Annotated in this window: 2 protein-coding genes; both read right to left on the bottom strand. The window is 46.7% G+C overall.

All coding sequences use genetic code 11. From position 1 onward, the window contains the following. Window positions 1-15: 15 nt before the first annotated feature. The gene (locus C900_RS08605; RefSeq protein ID WP_040496206.1) at window positions 16-927 is read right to left on the bottom strand and encodes an NAD(P)-dependent alcohol dehydrogenase; all 912 of its coding nucleotides are present in this window, start codon (window positions 925-927) and stop codon (window positions 16-18) included. Further along, a complete protein-coding gene (locus tag C900_RS29805) occupies window positions 890-22714 on the bottom strand; it encodes an SDR family NAD(P)-dependent oxidoreductase (RefSeq protein ID WP_009579363.1) in 21825 nt (7274 codons plus the stop codon). Before C900_RS29805 ends, C900_RS08605 begins: the two co-directional genes overlap by 38 nt. Between the last annotated feature and the right edge of the window lie 309 nt (window positions 22715-23023).

Here is a 23023-nt window from a genome sequence, read left to right as displayed (position 1 = left end):
CATACTCAAGACTCTTCAGTCCAGCGTTAAAACTACGTTTCCTTTTTTGCGTCCCTGATCAACGTAGCGATGAGCGTCAGCCACTTGTTCTATCGGATAACACCGGTCTATAACCGGTCGAATTTTGTCTGCTTCCAGAAGCTCTCTGAGAAAGATCAGATCCTCAAGACCAGGGACAGTGGAAGAGTGAGCAGAAAGAAAAACTCCGCCATTTTTCAATGCTCTCTTACAGAATGCCCGTGATTTTTTATGGACTGCATCTATAATAACATCATATTTTTCGCCACTCTTCGTAAAATCTTCTTTTGTATAATCTATCACAGCATCCGCTCCCAACGAGCTTACCATTTCCAAGTTAGATGTACTACATACTCCGGTAACCCTTCCTCCGAAAACTTTGGCAAGCTGCACTGCGTAGGTGCCAATACTCCCGGAAGCGCCATAAATAAGTACTTTCTGATCCTTTTTGATATCCGCTTTTCTGATGATACCTAATGCGGTAAGTCCTCCGCTGGGAACAGCCGCAGCTTCCCTGAACGACAGGTTCTCGGGCTTCTTTGTCACCAGGCCGTCTGTCTTTGCGGCTCCATCTTCAGCCATACATTTATATTCCGCATAAGCGCCAAAATAAAAGCCGGTAAAAGCAAACACCTGATCACCCCTCCTGAAATTTTTGACCTCCTCGCCTGTCGCTTCTACTTCGCCTGCCAACTCCAGTCCCAATATTGGTATCCGTTTCGGACGCAAGAGACCATTGAATAGCCTTATTGCAAGCGGGTCAGGAATTCGAAAACGCCTGTCTGCCTGAGATACGGTTGTGGCATGTACCTTGATAAGTATTTCGTTATGTTTCGGAACAGGCTTCTCTACCTCTCTGAGCTGAAGAACATCAGGAGACCCGTATCCTGTCGAAAGAATCGCTTTCATTTACTATCTTTTTAGCCACTTCCTGTATTGGTCCATTGTCCACTATTGAAAAATGGCCTGACTTAACATCATAAATTTTGAGAGGGTCGTTCAACCATTGATTCCAGCCGTAATCTTTTGGCTTATCATCATAGGCGTCTGTAGCTCTGAACAATGTCACTTTAACCTTTCCCGGTAGCTTGGTTGGTTTATACACCCTGCATGCATTTGCATTTGTCATGGCTACCGAATACATCAAGGCGAACTGGTCTTTTGTCATTTCAAAGCCAAATTTTTTCGTATGGTTGTACAAGTACTCAACACGATCGTCCCCTGCAATCTGCCGCAGCTTTTCAATATCAATGCCTGATACATCAACCCCTGTGGCATGTGCCAGGTTTTTGTACAAGAAAGCTATCTGATCAGCTTCGTCTTCATTTTGAATTGTCGGGCAAACGCTATCAAGCAATATCAGTGACGCTACTTTTTCTTTCTGCCTATGCAGCATTTTAGCCATCTCAAATGCAATGACACCACCATTGGAGTACCCTAAAAGCACATAAGGTCCCGATGACTGCACCTTCTTCAGGGCAGTAACATTAGCTTTCGCAATTTTTTTAACAGTGTCAAGTGGCTGGGATTGTCCGTCCAGTCCAACTGCCTGCAGGCCATAAAATGGCTGTTCTTTACCCAAGGATTGACTCAACGGCTGAAAACACAGCACATTTCCTCCTGCCCCTGGTATAGCAAAGATCGGTGGCTTGTCACCCCGGGTTTGCATCGGAACCAGTATATTGTCTGACATTGCCGGGGTTTTCTGATTCGCAATGCTGTTCCAAACGGACCTCGCTTCGACTGATGTCTGCGATTGTCCATTACCATTTGTTCCGGCTGACTTACTTACTGCTCCGTTTCCATTTGACGGACCATCAAACAGCTTCTTTCTTGGCAAAGGTGCCAACTTCGGCAGTTGACCATTTTCTGCCTGTTGTTTTTGCCTGGTGACTACTATGTGTTCCACTTTTTCTTGAAAAGAATTGGCGATGAAACCGGCCAACTGGTGTATGTTAATGTACTCAAAAACGATACTAGGTACCAGGTTTCCATCCACAAGCTGATTTGCTCTATCGATGATCCTGGTGATGCTGATAGAGTCAAGCCCCAACTCAAAGAAGCTATCATCACTTGCAACTTTTTGAACCGGAAGCTGTAACTGCAGCGCTATTTCCTGCTTTAAAAATAATTCAATCTTCTTTTCAGGATTACCGGAATCAGTATGCTTGCCGTCCACACCGTTTGTGGAAAACACCCATTCGGCTTGCTCCCCCAGCGCAATATCATTATCCACATTGTACGATACACCACGTATCTGTGCACGTACATTCCCCTCATTATCAACGAGATCAATATCGATCTTAGGCTTGTCATCAGTGTGGCTATCAGAGTAGCGCAGCCATGCGAACATCTCGTTAGTAAGAGGAGAAAGAACAGCCAGTGACTCCAGCGAATTGGGTAAAGATGGCTGTATTTTTACATTTTTCTCACCTGTGTATAATGCAATGACGGCTTGTAGTGCACTATCCGTTAGTGCCGGATGCAACCGATAGTCTTTTGGATTATGGTCCGAATTGTCCGGAAAACTCATCCCGACAAGAAGTTGCCCTTCGCCTTGATACACGGTAGCTATTCCCTGATAAGCAGGACCATAGTTAATGCCCCGTTTGCTTAAATCATTATAGATCCTGCCGGATACCAGATCGTTCTTTTGCATTTGCTTCTGAAGCCCTGAAATATCAACTTTAGCAACTGTAGATTGGTGGCTGATGGCCGCCTGCCCCTGGCAGTTGATAACTTTCTGTCCACCTTCCCCGGTGAAGACCTCAAAGTCGATACGGCCATAGTCATTAACCAACAGAGCGATGGACACCTGTCTGTGTTGAGCCGCAACAACCGGCTGTGCCCAGACAACCTGATGTAATTCCACAACATTCTCGCCCTGAACAGCCGGCAGTGATTTTTCTACTGCAGCTCTGGCCATTTCCAGATATACTGCTGCTGGCAATACATTCCTTCCGTTGACCTTGTGGTCAAAAAAGAATTCCTTGCCCGTAAACGTTGAGCTGTAACATAGCTGACTCAGATCAGAGGTGTTGCTGTGCAACAGCGGGTGAATTGTGGCCGATGTCGTTGCTTTTGCAATTCCGGTTTTTCCATTTATTTCCAACCAGTATCTTTCTCTGGCAAAAGGATACCCCGGCAGGCTCATGCGCTTCGGTTTCACCTGATCATAAAGCATGCTCCAGTCGAGATCAAGTCCTTTGATCCACAATTCAAGAAGTTTCGACAATTTATTTTCAGCCACCCACTTGCCTATTATTGTCTCTTTGAGGTCATCGTCCTGGCTAATGAAGCTTAACCCTTCGGTGCCTTGATTGATATTTCCCTGGTACAGCCCTTCTATGTCCGGTGTATCGTTGATATATGCTTCGAGTTTTTCTGCCAACTGATCAATAGAATCCACCACAAACCCGAGACGCTCCTCCAGGGCCTCCCTGCCTGTTTGCAATGTATATGCCATAGAAGTCATGCTAATTCCCTGTAGATCGTTGGCCTCTGCCTCGCGAATAAAGCTGAGCAGATCCTGTGCCTTTCGCTTTAGCTGCTCTACTGATTTGGCAGACAGCGGTATTATGACCCTGGTATTTTGTTGGGTGGACTCACCGGCATGTGACGGCTTATACTCCTGAATTATAAGATGCGCATTCGCACCACCCGCCCCGAATGCAGATACACCTGCTATACGAGGTATTTCCTGAGATACACCGTTTATATTTCGTGTGGGATGCCACTTTTCAAGGCTTCTCTGAAGCTTAAACGGGGTTTTGCTAAAGTCAATTTCCGGATTGACAACATCAGCGTTGATTGAAGGAACAAGTTGCTTGTACTTCATTTGCAACAGTACTTTGGACAGTGCAGCAATACCCGCCGCAGATTCTGAGTGGCCGATATTCGATTTTACCGATCCGATGGCGCAGAATTGCTTCCCGTTTGTTTCTTTAAATGCGCGGCTTAAACCAGCAATTTCAATAGAGTCGCCAAAGGCCGTTCCCGTGCCATGTGTCTCAATGTAGCTTAATTGCTCGGCTTTAATGTTGCTTCTTTCCAAAGCCACCGACACGACATTAGCCTGAGCCCTAGGATTCGGAGTGTTATAGCCGTTGGTTTTTCCCCCTGCATTCAAGGCACTTCCTTTGATAATGCCATAAATGTGATCTCCGTCTTGCTCAGCCTTTGTCAAAGGTTTTAGCACCACTGCACCTACCCCTTCCGCATCAACAAATCCGTCTCCTCCGTCTCCGAATGATTTGTTTTCACCATCACTGGAAAGCATGCCCATGTCTGCAAACCGCAGAAAATGGTCCGGGTCGATGATCAGATTGACCCCACCGGCAATTGCGACCGTACTCAGGCCTCCATACAAACTCTCCAGTGCCAGGTGGATAGCCGTGAGCGATGAAGAACAAGCTGTATCGACCGCCATAGATGGTCCCTGGAAATTAAAAAGGTATGAGACCCGGTTCGCAAAGGAAAAGAAATTGGGTTGTACAGTATATCTTGAATTGAGTACACCCGCAAACACGCCCACCTTGTGGTCTTTATCCAGGTTTTCGGGTTTGTATCCGGCATCCTCAATGGCATGGTAGCAAGCCTCCACAAACACCCGCTCCTGAGGGTCTATTGTCTCAGCTTCCTGAGGAGATATTTTGAAGAATGCGGGATCGAATTTATCGATATCCCTGATAAAGCCGCCCCATTTCGTATACATTTTACCGGGCTTGCCTTTTTCCGGATCGTAGTATTCCGCCCAGTTCCAGCGGTCGTCCGGGATTTCTTCAATGCAATTGACACCGTTACTTAAATTCTTCCACAATTCCGCCAGGCTTTCGGATTTAGGATATCTGCCGCTTAGGCCAACTATCGCTACATCAAAAACGGACGGACCAGCAACAGAAGACGGTGTCTGCTGAGGGGTAAATTGGTGACGCCCTCTGTTCATTGCCCTAAAATTCAGCATCGGCCTTTGTTGCATTATGGCAACATCACTTTTTCGTTCGGAAGCGTTGTCAGGCTGCTGTGGAGCGGCAGGGGTTGCAAATCCGGTGACAGCGACTAAATCGTCTTTCCTGTTTTCAATAAAATAGTCCGCCAACTCATCTACACTCTGCACCTCAAAAAACAGGGTGCCTGAAATATCGGGAAACGCTTTTCGTAACCGGTCGGTCAACTGCCCCACCATAATCGAATCCAGGCCATACTCCGAAAGCGGTTTCTGAGGTTCCACTTGCTGAGGTTTCATCCTTAACATTTCCGCAATCAGATTCCGGAAATAAGAAATGCTTCTCTCTTTCAAGGATCCGTGGTCCAAAGGCGTTTCATTTCCTGATCCGGCAGTTTTCTGAGGATATTTTGATGTCATTTTTTCCAATGCCGGTGAGGCGCTTTTCATTTCATAGTAGGCTGGTTCTTCAGTGATTTTACTAACAGACCCGTTAGTAGCTGCCCCATTGTTGGAGGGCAGACCTGAAGTTACCGCCACAAGATTTTCTTTTTCGTTCGTCATAAAATAGTCGACCAACTCATGTACGTTCTGTACCTCGAAAAACAGCGTGCCGGAAACGTTGGGAAATACCTTCCGTAAGCGTTCCGTCAACTGCCCTACCATAATTGAATCCAGACCATAGTCAGAAAGTAGTTTCTGAGGGTCTACCTGCTGAGGCTTCATTCTCAACATTTCGGCAATTATGTTTTGGAAGAAGATAATACCCTTGTCGTGAAGAGAAGTCCCGGCGCCTTCTGAAGCTGTCTCTGATCGTCTTTGCTCCTGTGCAGGTACAATATTGGAATTAGAGTCCTGCGATGAAATAGCCTTTTCTTCCTGAAGCGTAGCAGCATTATTAACGCTAGAATGGGTGTCCCTCTCAGGCAGCGTGATCGCCTTCAGTACCTGCTCGTTGAGCAGCTTTATCAGCACCACCTGATGAATATCAGAATCAACAAAGGCCTGAAGCGCTGACATGCCTTCTTCCGGTTCTATGGAGCCAATGCCCATCTGCGCTACGCGTTGCCTGGTAAGCTCATCAGTCGCTACACCTACACTGCCCCAGTAGCCCCAGTTCATGATCTTTACAGGGTATTTACGCTGCTGCCCAAGGCTGTGCGCAAAGCTGTCTTTGAAAGCACAACCCGCTGCGTAATTCGACTGGCCCGGAGTTTTGAAAAACGAGACTATGGAGGAGAAGAAAAGCATAAAATCCAGGTCCAATTCTCCAAATACGGCATCCATACTCACACTGATGTCCACCTTGGCTGATAATCCAGCTTTGAACGCGGATTCCTCCATGTTTAGAAGGCTCTGGTCTTTCAGAACGAGCGCAGAATGTACCACCCCGTTAATGACCGGATACTTCTTCAATATTTCCTTACGGGCTCTCCCCAGATCAGCGGCTTTTGTGGCGTCCGCTGAAATATATACTGGCGCCTCACTCACCCCGCTCAACTGCTCAATTTTTTCTTTGATGGTATCATCGGCTTTTCTGCGGCCTATCCACACTATTCTCGCCTGATATTGCTCTATCATGAACCGGCTCCACACTTCACCAAGGCCTCCGGCACCGCCAATCACCACATAAACGCCTTTTTGTTTGTAGATCGGGGATGATGGCTGTAGGACATCCATACGTGATAATCCGGGAGCAAACCATTTTCCCTGGCGGTGTGCCAGGCCGTCTCCCTGCTTATCCCAGTCCAGAGACAGGCATTCCTTGGCTGTCACTGATCCCAGTGAATCCACATCCAGCAGCCTCAGGTTCCACCCGGGGAATTCCTTCGCCAGGCTACCGGCCATTCCGAAGACTCCGGCATGAGCAGCCAGAACCCGGTCACCTTCTTTTACATGTTGTGTGTTGCCGGTGATCAACGTCCATTGCAAGGCTTTGTCTGCATAGCCCAGCTTCTGCAGCGCTTTGACGGTGCGGAAAACGGTCAATACCCCCTTTTCCTGTCCGGCTATTATTTCATCGCTGTCTACGCGGGCCTTTTCAGCAACATCGGGCGCCATCCATACCAGTTGATCAAATGTTTGATCACGCAACGCAGCTTCGATAGCATCTGTGTCTGAACCTGCTGGTATTTCTAACAGCTCAGCATGATCATACGACTTTTTCAACCAATCCAACTGCTCCTGATTGCCTCCTAACAGAAGTATTCTCGCCGATTCAGCCACTATTACGCCATTGCGTCTGGCTTGAGGCAACTCATTCCAGACCGGCTCCAAAGAATGTAGATCTGCTGCACCGGATGTTTCGCCTACGAGTTCTTCACTTTCTGCAGCTAAACCGGGGCCTCCTTTGAGTACCCTTGCTGAAAACCCGTACATCTGTACGCAGATGTTGCCGTGAAGATCACACAAGTCAATATCAATTTTAGCCACAGTATCTCCGGGGTTACTTCCCTGTGCGTACCTGATCCAGGCGAACATTTCCTTCGTGCAGGGGGATATAATCCGTACATACTCCAGTGCAAACGGGATCTTTGGTTCCCTGGAATTTTCATCCATGATGAGGCCCATAGAGGCCTGTAGCGCACTATCCATCACAGCAGGATGAAGCACATAGTCATCCTGTGTATTTTCAACTATTGAGGGCAGCGCTAGCTGTGCAAGCAACTGTTTTTCACCTCTGTACAGCGATGTTACCCCCCTGTAAGAGGGGCCGTGATTGATGCCCACGCGAACAAAATCTGCATAAACGCTATCCATATCAACACTGCTATTCTGCATCTCGCTATACAACTGGTCGATATCAATCCTAGCCGGCAGTATTTCATCACTATATTCCGCATTGCCACGGCAATGGATCACCTCACGCTCATTATGCTGACTGTAGATCTCAAAATTTATTTTGCCATCATCATTCGGAGCCAGCTCTATGACCACCTCTTTTTCTTCTGTGACTGTGACAGGCTGCAGCCAGATGACATTATTTAGTTCTAAACTATTGGATTCTACCAGTCCCGGAGTTGCATTCATCACCGCAGCCCTGGCCATCTCTATATACGCCACACCCGGCAGGACCTTTTGGCCATTGACAACATGATCTGAAAGGAAGAATTCCTCTCCGCTAAACCATGATGTGTAGCTTTGCTGGGCCAGATCCGAAGTATTGGCATGTAGCAGAGGATGGATGTAAGTGGATGCTCCCCTACCAGGCTTTAACTGAGCAGAAGACAACGGCTCTACCCAGTACCGTTCTCTTGCAAACGGATATGTTGGCAATGAAATTCTTTTGGAGCCTTTGACAAACAGGGATTCAAAATCCAGCGAATATCCTTTTATGTACAGGTCGGCTATCGTTGACAAGTGCTCCACATACCTGACAGGGCTTATTCCATTTCTGCATTCATGTATGCATTGATTTGCGAAATTTTTCAGTGACACCTGCTCCCGCACTTTACCCTCATTGATCTCAGAGGTGTACACTTGCGATACTGTACCGGTTTCGAGCCATTTCTCCAGGTACTGCACCAATTCCTGGTAATTTCTCACAACGCACGCCAGCCGGTCCCTGAGGTGTACCCGGCCCACGAACAATGTGTAGCTCAGGTTATTCAATGAGACATCAGGTGTATTTTTACAATACGAAAGCAGGTTTTCCGCCTGTTGCTTCAATTGTTCCTGAGTTTGCGCTGAAAGCACCACCAGGTATGCAGGAGATTCAATAACTACCGGTTGTAGCGATGGTGCTTCTTCGAGTACCATATGGGCATTGGTACCACTAAAACCAAAGGAGCTTATAGCTGATCTTCGCTTCCTGCCATCTTCGGTATTCCAATCCCTGAGTTCTGTATTGACATAAAACGGGCTGGATTCAAAATTAATGGCAGGATTACCCTCCTTAAAGTTAATAGAAGGAGGCAATTGCTTATTCCTGAAGGAGAGCAACTGCTTGAAAACGCCTGCCACTCCTGCCGCGGTGGCAGCATGGCCTATGTTTGTCTTCACTGAACCAATCGCACAGAATTGATTCTTGTCCGAATATTTACGGAAGGCATTGGAAAGCGCCCTGTATTCGATAGGGTCTCCCAAAGGAGTGCCCGTGCCATGAGCTTCAACAAGTTGAATGCTTTCAGGGTTAATATTGAACCGTTCATAGATCGACAGTTCGAGTCTTTCCTGCGATAATGCGCTTGGTGCCGTAATGCCGTTGGTGCTGCCATCCTGATTGATGCCGCTACCAATAATTACCCCGTGTATGTTATCCCCGTCTTCCAGCGCTTTTTGCAGTCGTTTTAAAACCACCACACCAACTCCTTCGCCTGGCACAAAACCATTGGCTCTGGAATCGAACGCATAGGTTTTTCCTTCAGGGGAAAGCATTCCGGCCCGATTTGAGTTTTGATAATAACCGGGTGCCGGCATCACAAAAACCCCTCCGGCCAGCGCCATATCCGTTTCCTGCGACCACAAGCTCTGGCAAGCCATATGGATAGCTACCAGGGAACTGGAGCATGCGGTATCTATTGCCACGGCAGGCCCTTGAAGATTGAGGTAGTAGGCAATCCGTGCCGGAATGATCGACATGGCATTTCCCCAGAATGCCTGTGCCGGAGGATTGTCTTGAAACAGACCACTATAGCCCGTCTCACCGCATCCAACGTACACACCGCATTGCTTACCATCAATACTCTTACCAGCGTAACCGGCATCCTCAAGCGCTTTAAAAGATTCCTCCATGAACAGGCGCTGCTGAGGATCCATATATTGAGCTTCCAACGGTGATATCTTAAAAAAGCCCGGATCAAAAAGCTCGGCTGATTTCAGGAATCCTCCTCGGGTACAGTAACCCTCTTTCTGGGTACCTGGCATTACACACTCTGAAGGCTTCCAGCGGGTTACCTCCCTGACCATATCCTTGCCTGCCTTCAGATATTGCCAAAACTCTTCCACCGATTCCGACTCACTGATCCGTCCGCTCATCCCGATTATAGCGATCTGGTCCTGGTCAATTTTGAACGGCTTGCTGCTTCCTTCCGAATAGTGATGAGAACCCGGGATATTGCCTGTGTTACCATCATGCAAAGCAGTCGATAGATTGGCAAAACGATGCTCTGAAGCAACAGGAATATTTACTTTTTGATCGGAATACACCGTATCGGACGCTTGTGATGTGCCGTTGGTTTGTTGGAGTAGCGCTGCCACTTTTTCTAACCAGTTGGAAGCGATGTATTGCGTGAGCTTATCTACAGAACCATGCTCAAAGAGGCTTATCGTTTCCAACTCTATGCCAAAAGCTTTGTTAATCGTACGGATAAGGTTGACGCCTACAATGGAATCCACGCCATAATCGGCATATGATGTATCTGTATTTATGGCTCCGGCATCAATTTTCAGGCCATCGGCCAATGTTTCAGTAATGATCTGTTGCACATAGTCACTGACCAATTGCTCGCTCACCTCAGCGGAACTATGGTAGTCGGTGCGATAATCAACTGTTGATTGATTTGTGGCTACCTCAGGAGTATAAGCAACATTGCTGGTCGGCTGTAGCTGCGCAGCGATCCTTTCTGACCAGTGGGAAACAACAAATTGAGTGAGTTTATTTACTGATCCATGTTCAAAGAGGCTGATGGTTTCAAGTTCTATGCCGAACGCTTTATTTATCGTGCGAATAAGATTGACACCTACAATGGAATCCACACCATAGTCAGCATACGATGTATCGGCATTTATGGCTCCGGCCTCTATTTTTAATCCATCAGCCAGCGTCTCGGTAATCGTTTGTTGCACATAATCGCTGATCATCTGCTCAGAAACATCGTGGGATCTTTGCAATATGCTGTCAGTTTGTTTTCCGTTGGTTGCAATGTGACCATTTGACCCTGATCTTACAGGCTCATCGTATTTGGTCATCATTTTCTGTGCATTCGGTACGGCCACAGGCGCAGTCTCTATGGGTTGAGCACCTTCCTCCGGTAGGGTGATAGCCTGCAGTATCTGATTGTTGAGCACCTTTATCAGCACCTGCTGACGAATACCGGAGTCAACAAAATTCTGAAGCGCTGACATGCCTTCTTCCGGTTCTATGGAGCCAATGCCCATCTGCGCTATCCGTTGCCTGGTAAGCTCATCAGTCGCTACGCCTACACTGCCCCAATAGCCCCAGTTCATGACCTTTACCGGGTATTTACGCTGCTGCCCAAGGCTGTGCGCAAAGCTGTCTTTGAAAGCACAACCCGCTGCATAATTCGACTGGCCCGGAGTTTTGAAAAACGAGACTATGGAGGAGAAGAAAAGTATAAAATCCAGGTCCAGCGCTCCAAATGCGGCATCCATACTCACACTGATATCCACCTTGGCTGATAATCCGGCTTTGAATGCAGCTTCATCCATGTTTAGAAGGCTCTGATCTTTCAGAACGAGCGCAGAATGTACTACACCGTTAATGACCGGATATCTCTTCAGTATTTCTTTACGGGCTCGCTCCAGCTCAGCGGCTTTTGTGGCGTCCGCTGAAATATATACTGGCGCCTCGCCCATTCCGCTCAACAGCTTAATTTTTTCTGTGATCGTATCATCAGCCTTTCTGCGGCCTATCCATACTATTCTCGCCTGATATTGCTCTATCATGAACCGGCTCCACACTTCACCAAGGCCTCCGGCACCGCCAATCACCACATAAACGCCTTTTTGTTTGTAGATCGGGGATGATGGCTGTAGGGCATCCATACGCGTGAGCCCCGGACTGAACCACTTGCCCTGGCGGTGAGCCAGGCCATCTCCCTGCCTATCCCAGTCTTGAGACAGGCATTCTGTGGCTGTCACTGATCCCAGCGAATCTACATCCAGCAGCCTCAGGTTCCACCCGGGGAATTCCTTCGCCAGACTACCGGCCATTCCGAAGACTCCGGCATGAGCAGCCAGAACCCGGTCATCTTCTTTTACATGTTGTGTGTTGCCGGTGATCAACGTCCATTGCAAGGCTTTGTCTGCATAGCCCAGCTTCTGCAGCACTTTGACAGTGCGGAAAACAGTTATTACACCCTTTTCCTGTCCGGCTATTATTTCATGGCTGTCTACGCTGGCCTTTTCGGCAACATCGGGCGCCATCCATACCAGTTGATCAAATGCTTGATCGCGTAACGCAGCTTCAATAGCATCTGTGCCTGAACCTGCTGGTATTTCTATCAAGTTAGCATGATCAAACGACTTTTTCAACCAATCCAACTGCTCCTGATTGCCGCCTAACAGTAGTATTCTTGCCGATTCAGCCACTATTACGCCATTGTGTCTGGTTTGAGGCAACTCCTTCCAGACCGGCTCCAGAGCATGTAGCCCCACATTGCCGGCCGATGCCGGCGCAAGCTGTGGTTTAGGGGTGCCATTTTGTTTGGCTGCATCCTTGAACAATGGTTTCGAGATAAAATCTTTTATCCGCACCAGAACTTTACCGTTCTTATCCAGTAGGCAAAAGTTCGTTTTAAGATTAGTAGGGTTATTGAGGTCATTATCCTCAGCCCAGGTAGCATATCCGTATTGGAGATCTTTTAATGTATCAATGACCTGTACTTCTCCAACAGAAAAAGGAAGAGAAAAAGGCACCTCAACGGGGCTCATCTGCAATAATCCGGCTCCAGAGTGAATTGAGCCATCCATCAAAGCAGGGTGTAACCAAAACTGGTCTGCCGTCTCTCGTAAGTGCGCAGGTAGTTGCACTACGGCCAGAGATTCATTTTCATTGGCATACATATTTTGCACGATCTGGAATCCCGCTCCAAGATTCAACCCTGTTTGGCGCAAAAACTCATATAGTGCATCTCCCGTGAATATCTCCTTTGTACAACGCGAACGGATCGCGGCTACGTCCAGGACAGGGGGCTCTGTAATTGTACCATTATAAGCCAGTTTCCCATAGCAGTGGGTAATATGTCCTTCACTACCGAGGGTCTTTACAGTAAAATCAAATTCATCCCGGTTGGGCATTAGCGAAACCTCCGCCTGTTTTGCGTTATCGTCAACAATCAATGGCTTTACCCAAACCAGATTGCGAATAAATCGGACTCTTGCTCCTCCGGACAGTTCTCCAGCCACTCTGGCCATCTCCATATAAGCAACACCCGGTAAGATCTTTTGTGTACCCACCATGTGGTCTGCGAAGAAGAACTCCTCTCCCGTAAACAGCGATGCGAACTTCTGTTCCCTGAATGTAGACACGTTGGTCTGAACCAACGGATGGAGATAATTTGTATGTCCTGAAACTGCCGGAGTATTCTCTTTTTCTTTGACGGAGAACCAGTAGCGTTCCCTGGCAAATGGATAACCGGGCAGACTTAGCCGTTTCGGAACCCCCTGTTTGTAAAGCAGGCTCCAGTCGATCTCCATACCGGAGACCCATAGTCCGGCCAGCTTTTCAAACTGCTTTTCCCTGATCAGTGCCGACAGGTCCTCATTGCCGTCAACCGCAGGTTGGGTAGCACCTTTTTTGGTTTGAATGTTATAATGGAATAGATTTTCTATGTTTTCATTGTCCTCCAGAAAATCATTGAATTTTTGTTTCAGTTCCTCTTTATTGGAAACCACTATCGCGAGCCTTTCTGCCATTGTATCCCGGCCCACCTGCAGTGTATAGGCAAAATCAGCCAGCTCTACCTCATTGTTTTCCAGGTACCTGAGCATTCTTTGCACATATTCTTTCAGTCTATCGCCTTTTTTAGCGGAGAGCACAATAATGTACGGACTATCAAACTGCACCAAAGCCTGATGCTGAGGCGGGATATATTCTTCCAGCACTACATGGACGTTGGCGCCTCCAAAACCAAATGAACTTACACCAGCCCTTCTCGGAAATGGCGATCCATTTTCATCCCTGATCGGCTCCCAATCCCTCAGCTTGTCAACCATATAGAATGGAGTGCCCTCAATTTTTATGAAAGAATTGAGTTTTTCAAAATGGAGCAATGCCGGTATTTTCTTATGCCTGATGGACAATAAAACTTTTAGTATGCCTGCAATGCCGGCTCCTGTTTCCAGGTGGCCAATATTACTTTTTACAGATGTCAACCCTATGTGAGGCTTAGCAGGAGCATCTTTGTTGTGTTTCTTGTATAATTCGGCAAATGCTTTTTTCATTGCCTGAATTTCAATGGGATCACCCAGCTTCGTACCTGTGCCATGGCATTCAATAAAGCCGACCGTGGTTGGATCCACTTCAGCTTTTTCATATGCCTCCATCAGCAGATCAGCCTGCGCGTTGGGGTTAGGTGCCGTTAGCACAGTAACCTTACCACCGTGATTCTCAGCAGTAGCTTTGATGACCGCGTAAATATGGTCGCCATCCGCTTCGGCTTTAGCCAAAGGTTTAATGACAATTGCACCTGATCCTTCTCCTCTCACATAGCCATCTGCCCTGTCGTCAAAAGTTTTGCACTTACCATCATCAGCCAGCATGCCTGCCGCGCCAAACGAAATGAATGCTGCCGGTGTCAACATCACCTGGACGCCACCAACAATAGCCATTTCGCAGCTTCCGGTATGAATAGATTCAATGGCCCGATGCAATGCTACCAGGGAACTGGAGCATGCCGTATCAAGCGGTGCGCTAGGCCCGTGTAAATTGAGCAGGTAGGAAACCCTGTTGGCCAAAACAGCATGCGATGTGCCCGATCCTGAATACCCTGAAAGCTCAGCATCCGTTTGGCTCATAATATCTATATAATCTCTGGTGGCAGCCCCAACAAAGACTCCTGTTCTTGTACCTGACAGTTCGGAAACCTTGTGGCCTGAATCCTCAATGGCATGCCAGACTGTTTCCAAAAAGATCCTTTGCTGCGGATCCATAGCTGCAGCTTCCACAGGAGAGATACCCCAGAACAGCGGATCGAACTTATCCACCTCTCTCATAAAACCACCCCACTTGGCTCTGGTCTTGTTTCCGCCATCCAGCGGATCACCATAGTACTCTTCCCAACTCCAGCGATCCTTCGGAATAAGGGTGACCATATTGTTTTCCGCATCCCTCAGCTTTTCCCAGAATTCATCCAGATCATCTGACTGTGGCATAACGCCACTCATACCCACAATGGCAATGGGCATGTCTCTGAAACGGCTTTCTGCTGAAAAGCTTCCATTGACAGGCTGGTGATGACTGTTGTCCAATGCAACCGGGTCCCACCCTTTCTTCAATGCAAAGGAAACTTCCTGGGCATCCTCTGTTTTGTGTTGTTGCCCCGAAGCACTATTATCAGATGCTGCAGCCTGACTACCCTGATGATAGCGAAGTACTTCATTTTTATGCTCAGCACATAAAAACTTCGTCACTTCCTCAATGCTCGGATATTCGAAAAACAGCACCGGGGTAACATCATCAAGCCCATATGTGTCATTTACCGAATTAGCAAATGTGGCCAGGCCTATGGAATCAAATCCCAGGTCCATCAATATCTTATCCACAGCAACATCCTCGGCATCGAGCTTCAAAAAGTCCATGACGATCCGGGATAATTCACCTTGAACCATCTCGGCCAGCTCTTTGTCTGCCGCTGGTGCCACCGACTCTGAGGGAGAACTTTGCCCGGAGTCTTCTGGTTGTGCTGCTACTTTCGGTTCTTCTTCTCTCAAGCCCCAGGCCAGCTCTATTTTTTCCTGATCGCCTTCTACTACTGCCAGTTGAGGTTCTGTAATGCCGAGCCCTTTTGTAAAGGCTTCCAGCCCTGTATCTACCTGCAAAGGGATGATGCCCAGGTTCTTTTTAAAGAAGATCTCTGTTTGCTCATCGAGCTTCATGCCCCCGTCAGCCCATATTGACCAGTTGATGCTCAGCGTTTTACCCGATCTTTTTCCCTTTGTTTTAAAGTGTTCGCGGCGGGCAGCAAAAGCATCCATAAATGAGTTGGCAAACGAGTAGTCGCTTTGGCCCATGTTTCCACCAACGGCTGCCATTGAGGAAAACAGGACGAAGAAATCCAGTTCTTCTTTTTGGGTGGCCGTATCAAGGTTGACGGTTCCCAACAGCTTCGGAGCAAACACGGCTTCCATTTCTTCCCGTGTTTTATTGCGTATGTAGGAATCTCTCAAGACGCCTGCGCTGTGGATGATACCATTGACAGGGCCAAAAGCAGATTTGGTCTCGTTTACCAAACGTTCAGCCTCATCGAACCTAGAGATATCAGCCTGTAAATAAAGTACTTCGGCTCCTGCTTCTCGGAGTTTTTCGAGCTCAGCATTTCGTTCATCGGAAAGGGCTGACCTTCCTGTAAGCACAAGTCTTGCCTGATATTCCTTTGCCAGGTACTGAGCAAATATGAGTCCCAGTCCTCCGGCTCCGCCGGCAATGATATAAACACCTTTTTCTTTCAGTCCCAAACTTTGAACGGAGGCAGGATCTTCCGTTTGTTCAAACTGGTATTGCTTCAGTTTTCTTATATGCCGCTCATTTTCCTGGTAGCGAACGGTCATCTCCTGCTGACCACTTTGCGTAAATTCTGCTATTATGTAGTCCAGAGCCTTATCCGAAGCAGGCTTTTTCTGCACGATCTCCAGGAGCTTGCAAGAGAGCTTCGAATGCTCAATATGGAGGGTTTTGGCAAAGCCATTAATGGCAGCGTGATGGGGCTGTCCTTCAATGTCTGAGGAATAGAGATAAAGAAGCTCAACAGCGTTTTTATATTTTTGTCCGACAAGCGCCTGGCACAGATATAAGAAAGCATAAACACCTTTTTCCAGTGACGCTTTAAGGGTGTCTTCCTTGTATTCCTGTATACGCTGATCAAATGGCCACGCAAAACAGATCTTTTCTACCGCAAAATCCGATTTATTCAGCGATTCGAACAGTCTTGTAAAATCTCCCGGCTCTTGGGGATTAACAGTATATGTTTGCTGTCCCAGATCCTCGAATTTATCTCCCGGCTTTACTAATTTAACGCGATTTACATCCTCTCCCGCTGCCTTGATACCGGTTTGATACAGCTTGAAAAACTTGTCATTGGTATCAAAAATCACAACAGGATCATAATTCTGATCGCCTTCGACCTGCAACGGTGATTTTTCCCATACGGGGGCATAGTATAGCTTGGAAAACTCATCTGAGTGTACGTCTTGAGCGGGTTTCTCATGAACACTGACAAGGGGTACTCCTACGGAATCTTTGATCTTTACAAGGACCTTCCCATTTTCATCAACAACCAGAATATTTGTTTTTGTTACTTTGGCATTCGGGTCATTCGCTTTTTTCACGTAGGCGTAGCATTTCTCCTGCAATGGATGAAGGATCTCTACTTCCCCGAATGAATAAGGGACATACATTTCTCCTGTGCCCCCTTTATCATTTTCCGAAAGTTGCGCTGCCATGCCCGTTTGACCAGTGCCATCGATCAACGAAGGGTGAAGCACAAAATCACTAAAATCACCCTGACGAACTTCAGGTATCTGGAGTATTCCCAGAATTTCCTGCTCGTTTTGAAATACCTCCTGAAGTACCTGGAAGCTGGGGCCTAAATCCAGCCCCAAAGCTTTAAAGTGAGGGTATGCATCTTTTCCATCCATGGCCTTCTCACACCTGCCCCGGATGCTCTCCAGTTCAATGAATTCAGGCTCGGCATCCAGTTCCTGAGCGGTGGCGTAAGAGAGCTTGCCCTGAGAATGGAGCTGTTTCTGTCCGTTTTCGTTTTCACTGAATATCTCAAACTGCACCAGACTACCATTTGGCTTAAGTTCGATAAAAGCCTCAGTTGGTTTGGAATCATTAACTGTGAGCGGGCTTAGCCAAAGGATGTTCTTTATTCTCTGTACTTTCCTGCCAGCAGCAATTTCACCGGCTTTCCGGGCAAAATCCAGATAGGCAACCCCCGGTAAAGTAGGTATTTCCGATACCAGGTGATCATAAATGACAAAATCCTTGTCATGAAAAATTTTCTTAAAGATCTGGCGCTCGAAGGTAGATTCATTGGAATCTATCAATGGATGTATCCCTGTATTGGAGTGCATCGTAAGGTTTGGCGTTTTCGATGTATCGGCAATCCAGTGACGTTTATCTGCAAATGGATAGGTTGGTAAGTGAACCTTCATTCCTGTTTCCAATGCCTCAATACCTTGCCAGTCGGGCAGAATACCATCGGTCCAAAGTGTAGCCAGCTTACGAAGGTCACCGCTCTGAGAGAGCAGTTTTATAAATTCTTCTTTCTCTTTGCGATTGAGCAACCGGGTAATACCTTCGCTATTTTTTACCTGGCCAGTAAGAACCGTATCGTCTTTTTTACCGTCAATAAACCGGGTAAGTTTTTCAATCAGTTCTTCTTTTGTTTTGGCAATAATTACGAGGCGGTGCTCAAAGGATTTTCTTCCAACCCGGAGGGTATGTGCTACATCGCCGGTATGGAGTGGCGCATCAGCGGCCAGGTCTTTTAGCAGGAAGTCACGCAAGCGAACCGCAGTTTCTCTGAGCTGATCGTCATTTCGGGCGGAAAGAGGATAGATCTGATTCTTAGGCTCAGTGGGCGAACTTTTTCGCTGTAAGGCCGGAGAGTTGTACGCCTCAATAATTACATGTGCATTGGCCCCACCCGCTCCAAAAGAGCTAACACCAGCGCGAAGCGGAAGCTGAACCCCATCTATGACCTTTGGTTTCCATTCTTCTGTGACCTGTTCCACATAGAAAGGAGAGTTTTTAAAGTCGATGAAAGGATTTAATTCGGAAGAATGCAGTGAAGGAACCAGCTTTCTGTATTTCATCTGTAGAAGCACTTTGTGGATACCCACAATTCCTGCTGCAGCCTCAAGATGCCCAATGTTCGTTTTTACAGAGCCAATAGAACAACCCTGTTTGTCAACTTCATACTTCTCAAAGGCAGTAGTAAGGCCGGAAATCTCAATCGGGTCGCCCAGCTCGGTACCTGTTCCGTGCGCCTCGACATAACCAATACTCCGGGCATCCACCTTCGCATTTTCAAGAGCAGTGGTTACCACCTTTGCCTGTGCTTTCGGGCTGGGCACCATGAAGCCACTGGTTTTTCCACCATGGTTAATGGCGATACCTTTGATTACACCATAGATGTTGTCACCGTCTTCTACTGCTTTATCTAGAGGTTTGAGAAACAGCGCACCTACGCCCTCACCGGCCACATATCCATTGGCGCCTTTTCCAAAAGTACGGCACACGCCATCTTCGGAAAGTGCCCCCCCGCCAGTATTAATGTCGATTTTACTTTGGTGAATATCGAGGTTCACCCCTCCTACAATGGCACCGGAGCATTCTCCTTTATAAATGGCTTCGCAAGCCAAGTATAATGCAGTCAGGCTTGAAGAGCAGGCGGTGTCTACCGACAAGCTTGGTCCGGACAGGTTAAACGCATAGGACACCCGGTTGGCAATACCCCATAAGTGAGAACTGGGGTTCAGATTATTTCCTTTAAATTTTTCCTCTACCCCAAGCATCTGGTACAATGTCCATACAGCTCCTACAAAAACACCGATATCGCGTGGTGTATTTTCTTCCGCCAGTGTTTCAGGGTAGTAGCCTGCATCCTCAATGGCTTCCCAGGCTACTTCAAGAAAAAGCCTTTCCTGAGGATCAAGATATTCAGCTTCTCTGGGTGAGATATTAAAAAAAAGTGAATCGAATTTGTCAATGTCATCAATGAAGCCTCCCCGGTACCTTTCAGAAAATTTGTTGTGGAGCCGCTGCTTAAAACGGACCTCCGGTATGGTTTCAATGCAATCTTTTCCCTGGACAAGGTTATCCCAGAACTCATTCATGTTTTTTGCCTTGGGATAACGGCCTGCCATTCCAACAATGGCGATGTCACCGGATTGGCGGGGACTGTTGCTACCTGTTACACTCTCCTGCTGCCCTGCTTGCTTCGAAATGTCTGAATTAGAAACTGAAGGATTTTCCGTACCGGTGCTATCTGTGGCGCTGGAGGGTTTCGTAACAACCTTTCCGGTAACATGATGATATTTTTTTAATGTGAATTTAGCATGAATATCTCCTAATGATCCCGATGGATGACTCTCCGGTATGAGTTCGGGAATATTATGCTTCTTCGCAAAGGCATTTACCAACCTTTTCGCTATTTCTTCTGCCTCGTTATGCTTTAAACCAACAGGAATGGCCAGGCGCACCAGGTTATTGATAGAAGTATCTTTCTGCATTCCGGCATTGTGTGCTCCTGCACGGATACCAGTGCTTTGATACATCCATGCCAGAAAAGAAGCTACAGGGTACCCAAACTGGTGAAATTCAGGTATTTGTTTAACGTCTATTAGTATGCAGTGCCCCCGGGCAGGCTGCACTACCGGAATGTTGCTGTTCTTTAAAGTACTCGATATCATACGCACAGACTCCATCCTGCGCAGTACCCGGCTCTCGATCTTATTAAGGTCCTGGAGCGATAAAGCAATAACCTTTTTATCGATTACATCGAGTCCTATTCCCTCCTCCTGAATGAGGTTCTGGATCTTATTAAAGAGTTCTTCATCATTGGTAGCTATCAGCCCACCTTTGTTTACACAAAAATCTTTGGCCAGACTTGCAATGACTGCATCTGCATGAGTGCTTATTTCTCTTACTACTTCCCATATATTTTTCCCGTCAAATTCCTTTTCATGCTCAATAATGAACTGTGCATTTTCAACTATTCTGGTTGCGTCAAAAACGAGCGGTATAGCATGTTGGGAGAGCAATGCTTTTACTTGCCTGAGATGCTGCATAGATACCGGAGCTCCACCGGCCGCATTGTCATCTACCTCTATCAAAACAAAAGCAATTGATTTAGGATCGCTCTCTACCTGTTTCCTGAGCGCCTCCCAATTCAAATTTCCTTTGTATAATTCCTCTGAGTCCAGTTTAAACACTTCAGGATGGGGCAGTTCCCTGGGTGTAAAATCATTTTCGATCTGATGAAAAATGGTGGTTGGGAAAAGCAGGTTCTGAAGTACAATGCCTTTATTGGACCACGACTTACAGAATGCGTGTTCCGCGGTACGGCCTGCGGTGGTCAGCGCAAAATATGAAAAGGGAAAAACGCTTTTCAGACTCTCTTCTAAGTTTACCGGTTGTTGAAGTTGGGTGTAAAGATAGCTTAACTGACTTTGAATGGCTGGTAATTCCAATTGAGCCCATGAATCGGTTTTTAAATCGAATTCAATGTTGCTATTTGGAATATTCAGGGGGTTGTAGCCGAAGTCCGACAGCATAACGGATCGTTCATTCCCTTCGATCACGACCTGTTGTTTTTCCTCTTGCGCCAATTGATCATCCAAGTTTATCTCTCCAGCCGCATCCGACAGGCTTTGTCTCTCAATCTCCGGTTGATCTGACAGTGACATGAAAGAGGTATGATTTTCTTCGTCAGACGTCTGCATTTTAGCAGGGTCAGCGATCATCATGATAATATCGGTTACATTGTCGGGGCTGCTTCCAACAGGTCTGCATAGAAAAACAGTATTATGTTCCGGTCTGAATTTATTTTTGAACTGCAGATTTCCTTCGTCATTGAAGATGTTTTGCTCCCGCAAGTAGTCTAATGTTTTGTCTAATTCGGGATCTGCATTAGATGAAGGAGCCAGCTTGCAACCATAAGTACCCCCCAAACTGAGCATGGTACACCCTTCCGCTGCCAAAACTTCGATTATTTTCACAATTGCAAACTCCAGGCCACCCAATGGCATATCCTGAGGGTAAAACTCCAGGTCCATTAAATAGCCATTCTCTTCTGATGATAGTTTTGAAATAAGAATGACATTTTGGAGAACATCGTCCATGTAGGTCAGGAAGAGTCGGTGTTCTGCGCTTAAAGTACCTGTCAGTATCTCATCTTTTACAATATAGATAAGAGGGTTTACCATCGTCCTCGGTGCACACCACTGGTCTATGATATCAGCAATCTCCTTGTCGGTTTTTTTATCCGACCCGGCTTGATATTCTTCGGTCCGGCATTTACCAGCCCCTTCAAACTTCGATACTTGGTAGCGCAACCTGCGCATCTTACTACCCTGCAGGGTGAAATCACTAATAGCTACCCTTGATAATACACCAAACGGAGTAGCCGAAAAAGGAGCGCTCCCTATTGATCCTATCTCTTCGGAAGAGAAGAGGTTCAATTCGAAATTATTGGCTTTACAATATTGGTATATCTCCTCAGAGAGGACAGGAAGGTAATCTTTAGGGCCAGTATAGGTATAAACCAATATAATGTTTTTACAGCGGCTATAATTAAAATAACCGCGTCTTTCGCTACCGATAAAAAGATTGGGAGCAATATTTCTTGTTCCTCGTGACGAAGAACCCTCATTTTTATGTTGATCGAAAAGCCTTTTCACCAGTTTCTGCAATTCAGGGTGCTTATCGGCTTCTTTTTCCAAAATCCGAATAGGCATATTCAGAAGGGTATTTTGGGGCTTCTTCACAACAGTTTCCTGTGCCGCATCATGCTGTTTTTCAGGTTTTCGGGAAGCTTCAACTACCGTCCCTTCGGATAGCTTTCCTGTGGCAAATTTCTTAGCCAGAGCTTGCTGATGTTTATCAACAAAATAATGGCTTAAGTCTCCGATATTGAAGTTTTCAAAAAGCAGGGTCTTTGGCAAAGTGCCAAATTCTTCTTCCAGTTTCCTGATGATTTGCAGGACCCGAAACGAGTCAATGCCCAGTTCCTGAAATGGAGTTGATATATCATTATCTGTAATTGATATTTCTGCAACCTCAGCTATAAGGGATTTTAGATAACAATCTGTTGATTCTAGTAATACTTCTTTATCCGTCATGTTCCTCGTTTGACTCGATGATCATAAATTGTGACTATATCATTTTTTTGATGCAGAGACCTTTATCAGGTCAATAGTTTGCAATGGCAGCTTGTCAGACGCTATGAAATAAAAGATTTCCATACCTGATGAGCTACATAAGTGGGTATAAGAAAACACCACTTAGAGTTTTCTTACCAGTACTACATACTTCATTGCCAATAATATCACGTTTTGTCTCTACTTCTGTGGGTCGCTACTTCAATAGAGCGATTTCGTCCTGCTCAGAATGGTAAGGCTGATTTTGCCAATATGCAGAGGAGCTATCCT

This window comes from Fulvivirga imtechensis AK7, from assembly GCF_000331535.1.
Taxonomy (GTDB): domain Bacteria; phylum Bacteroidota; class Bacteroidia; order Cytophagales; family Cyclobacteriaceae; genus Fulvivirga; species Fulvivirga imtechensis.
The sequence above is the reverse complement of the archived record's forward strand: the minus strand, read 5'-3'. Positions and strand labels throughout refer to the sequence as shown.

Excerpts from the sequence above, each read along its gene's own strand:
- C900_RS08605 (WP_040496206.1), bottom strand. The coding sequence starts at position 927 with ATGAAAGCGATTCTTTCGACAGGATACGGGTCTCCTGATGTTCTTCAG.
- C900_RS29805 (WP_009579363.1), bottom strand. The coding sequence starts at position 22,714 with ATGACGGATAAAGAAGTATTACTAGAATCAACAGATTGTTATCTAAAA.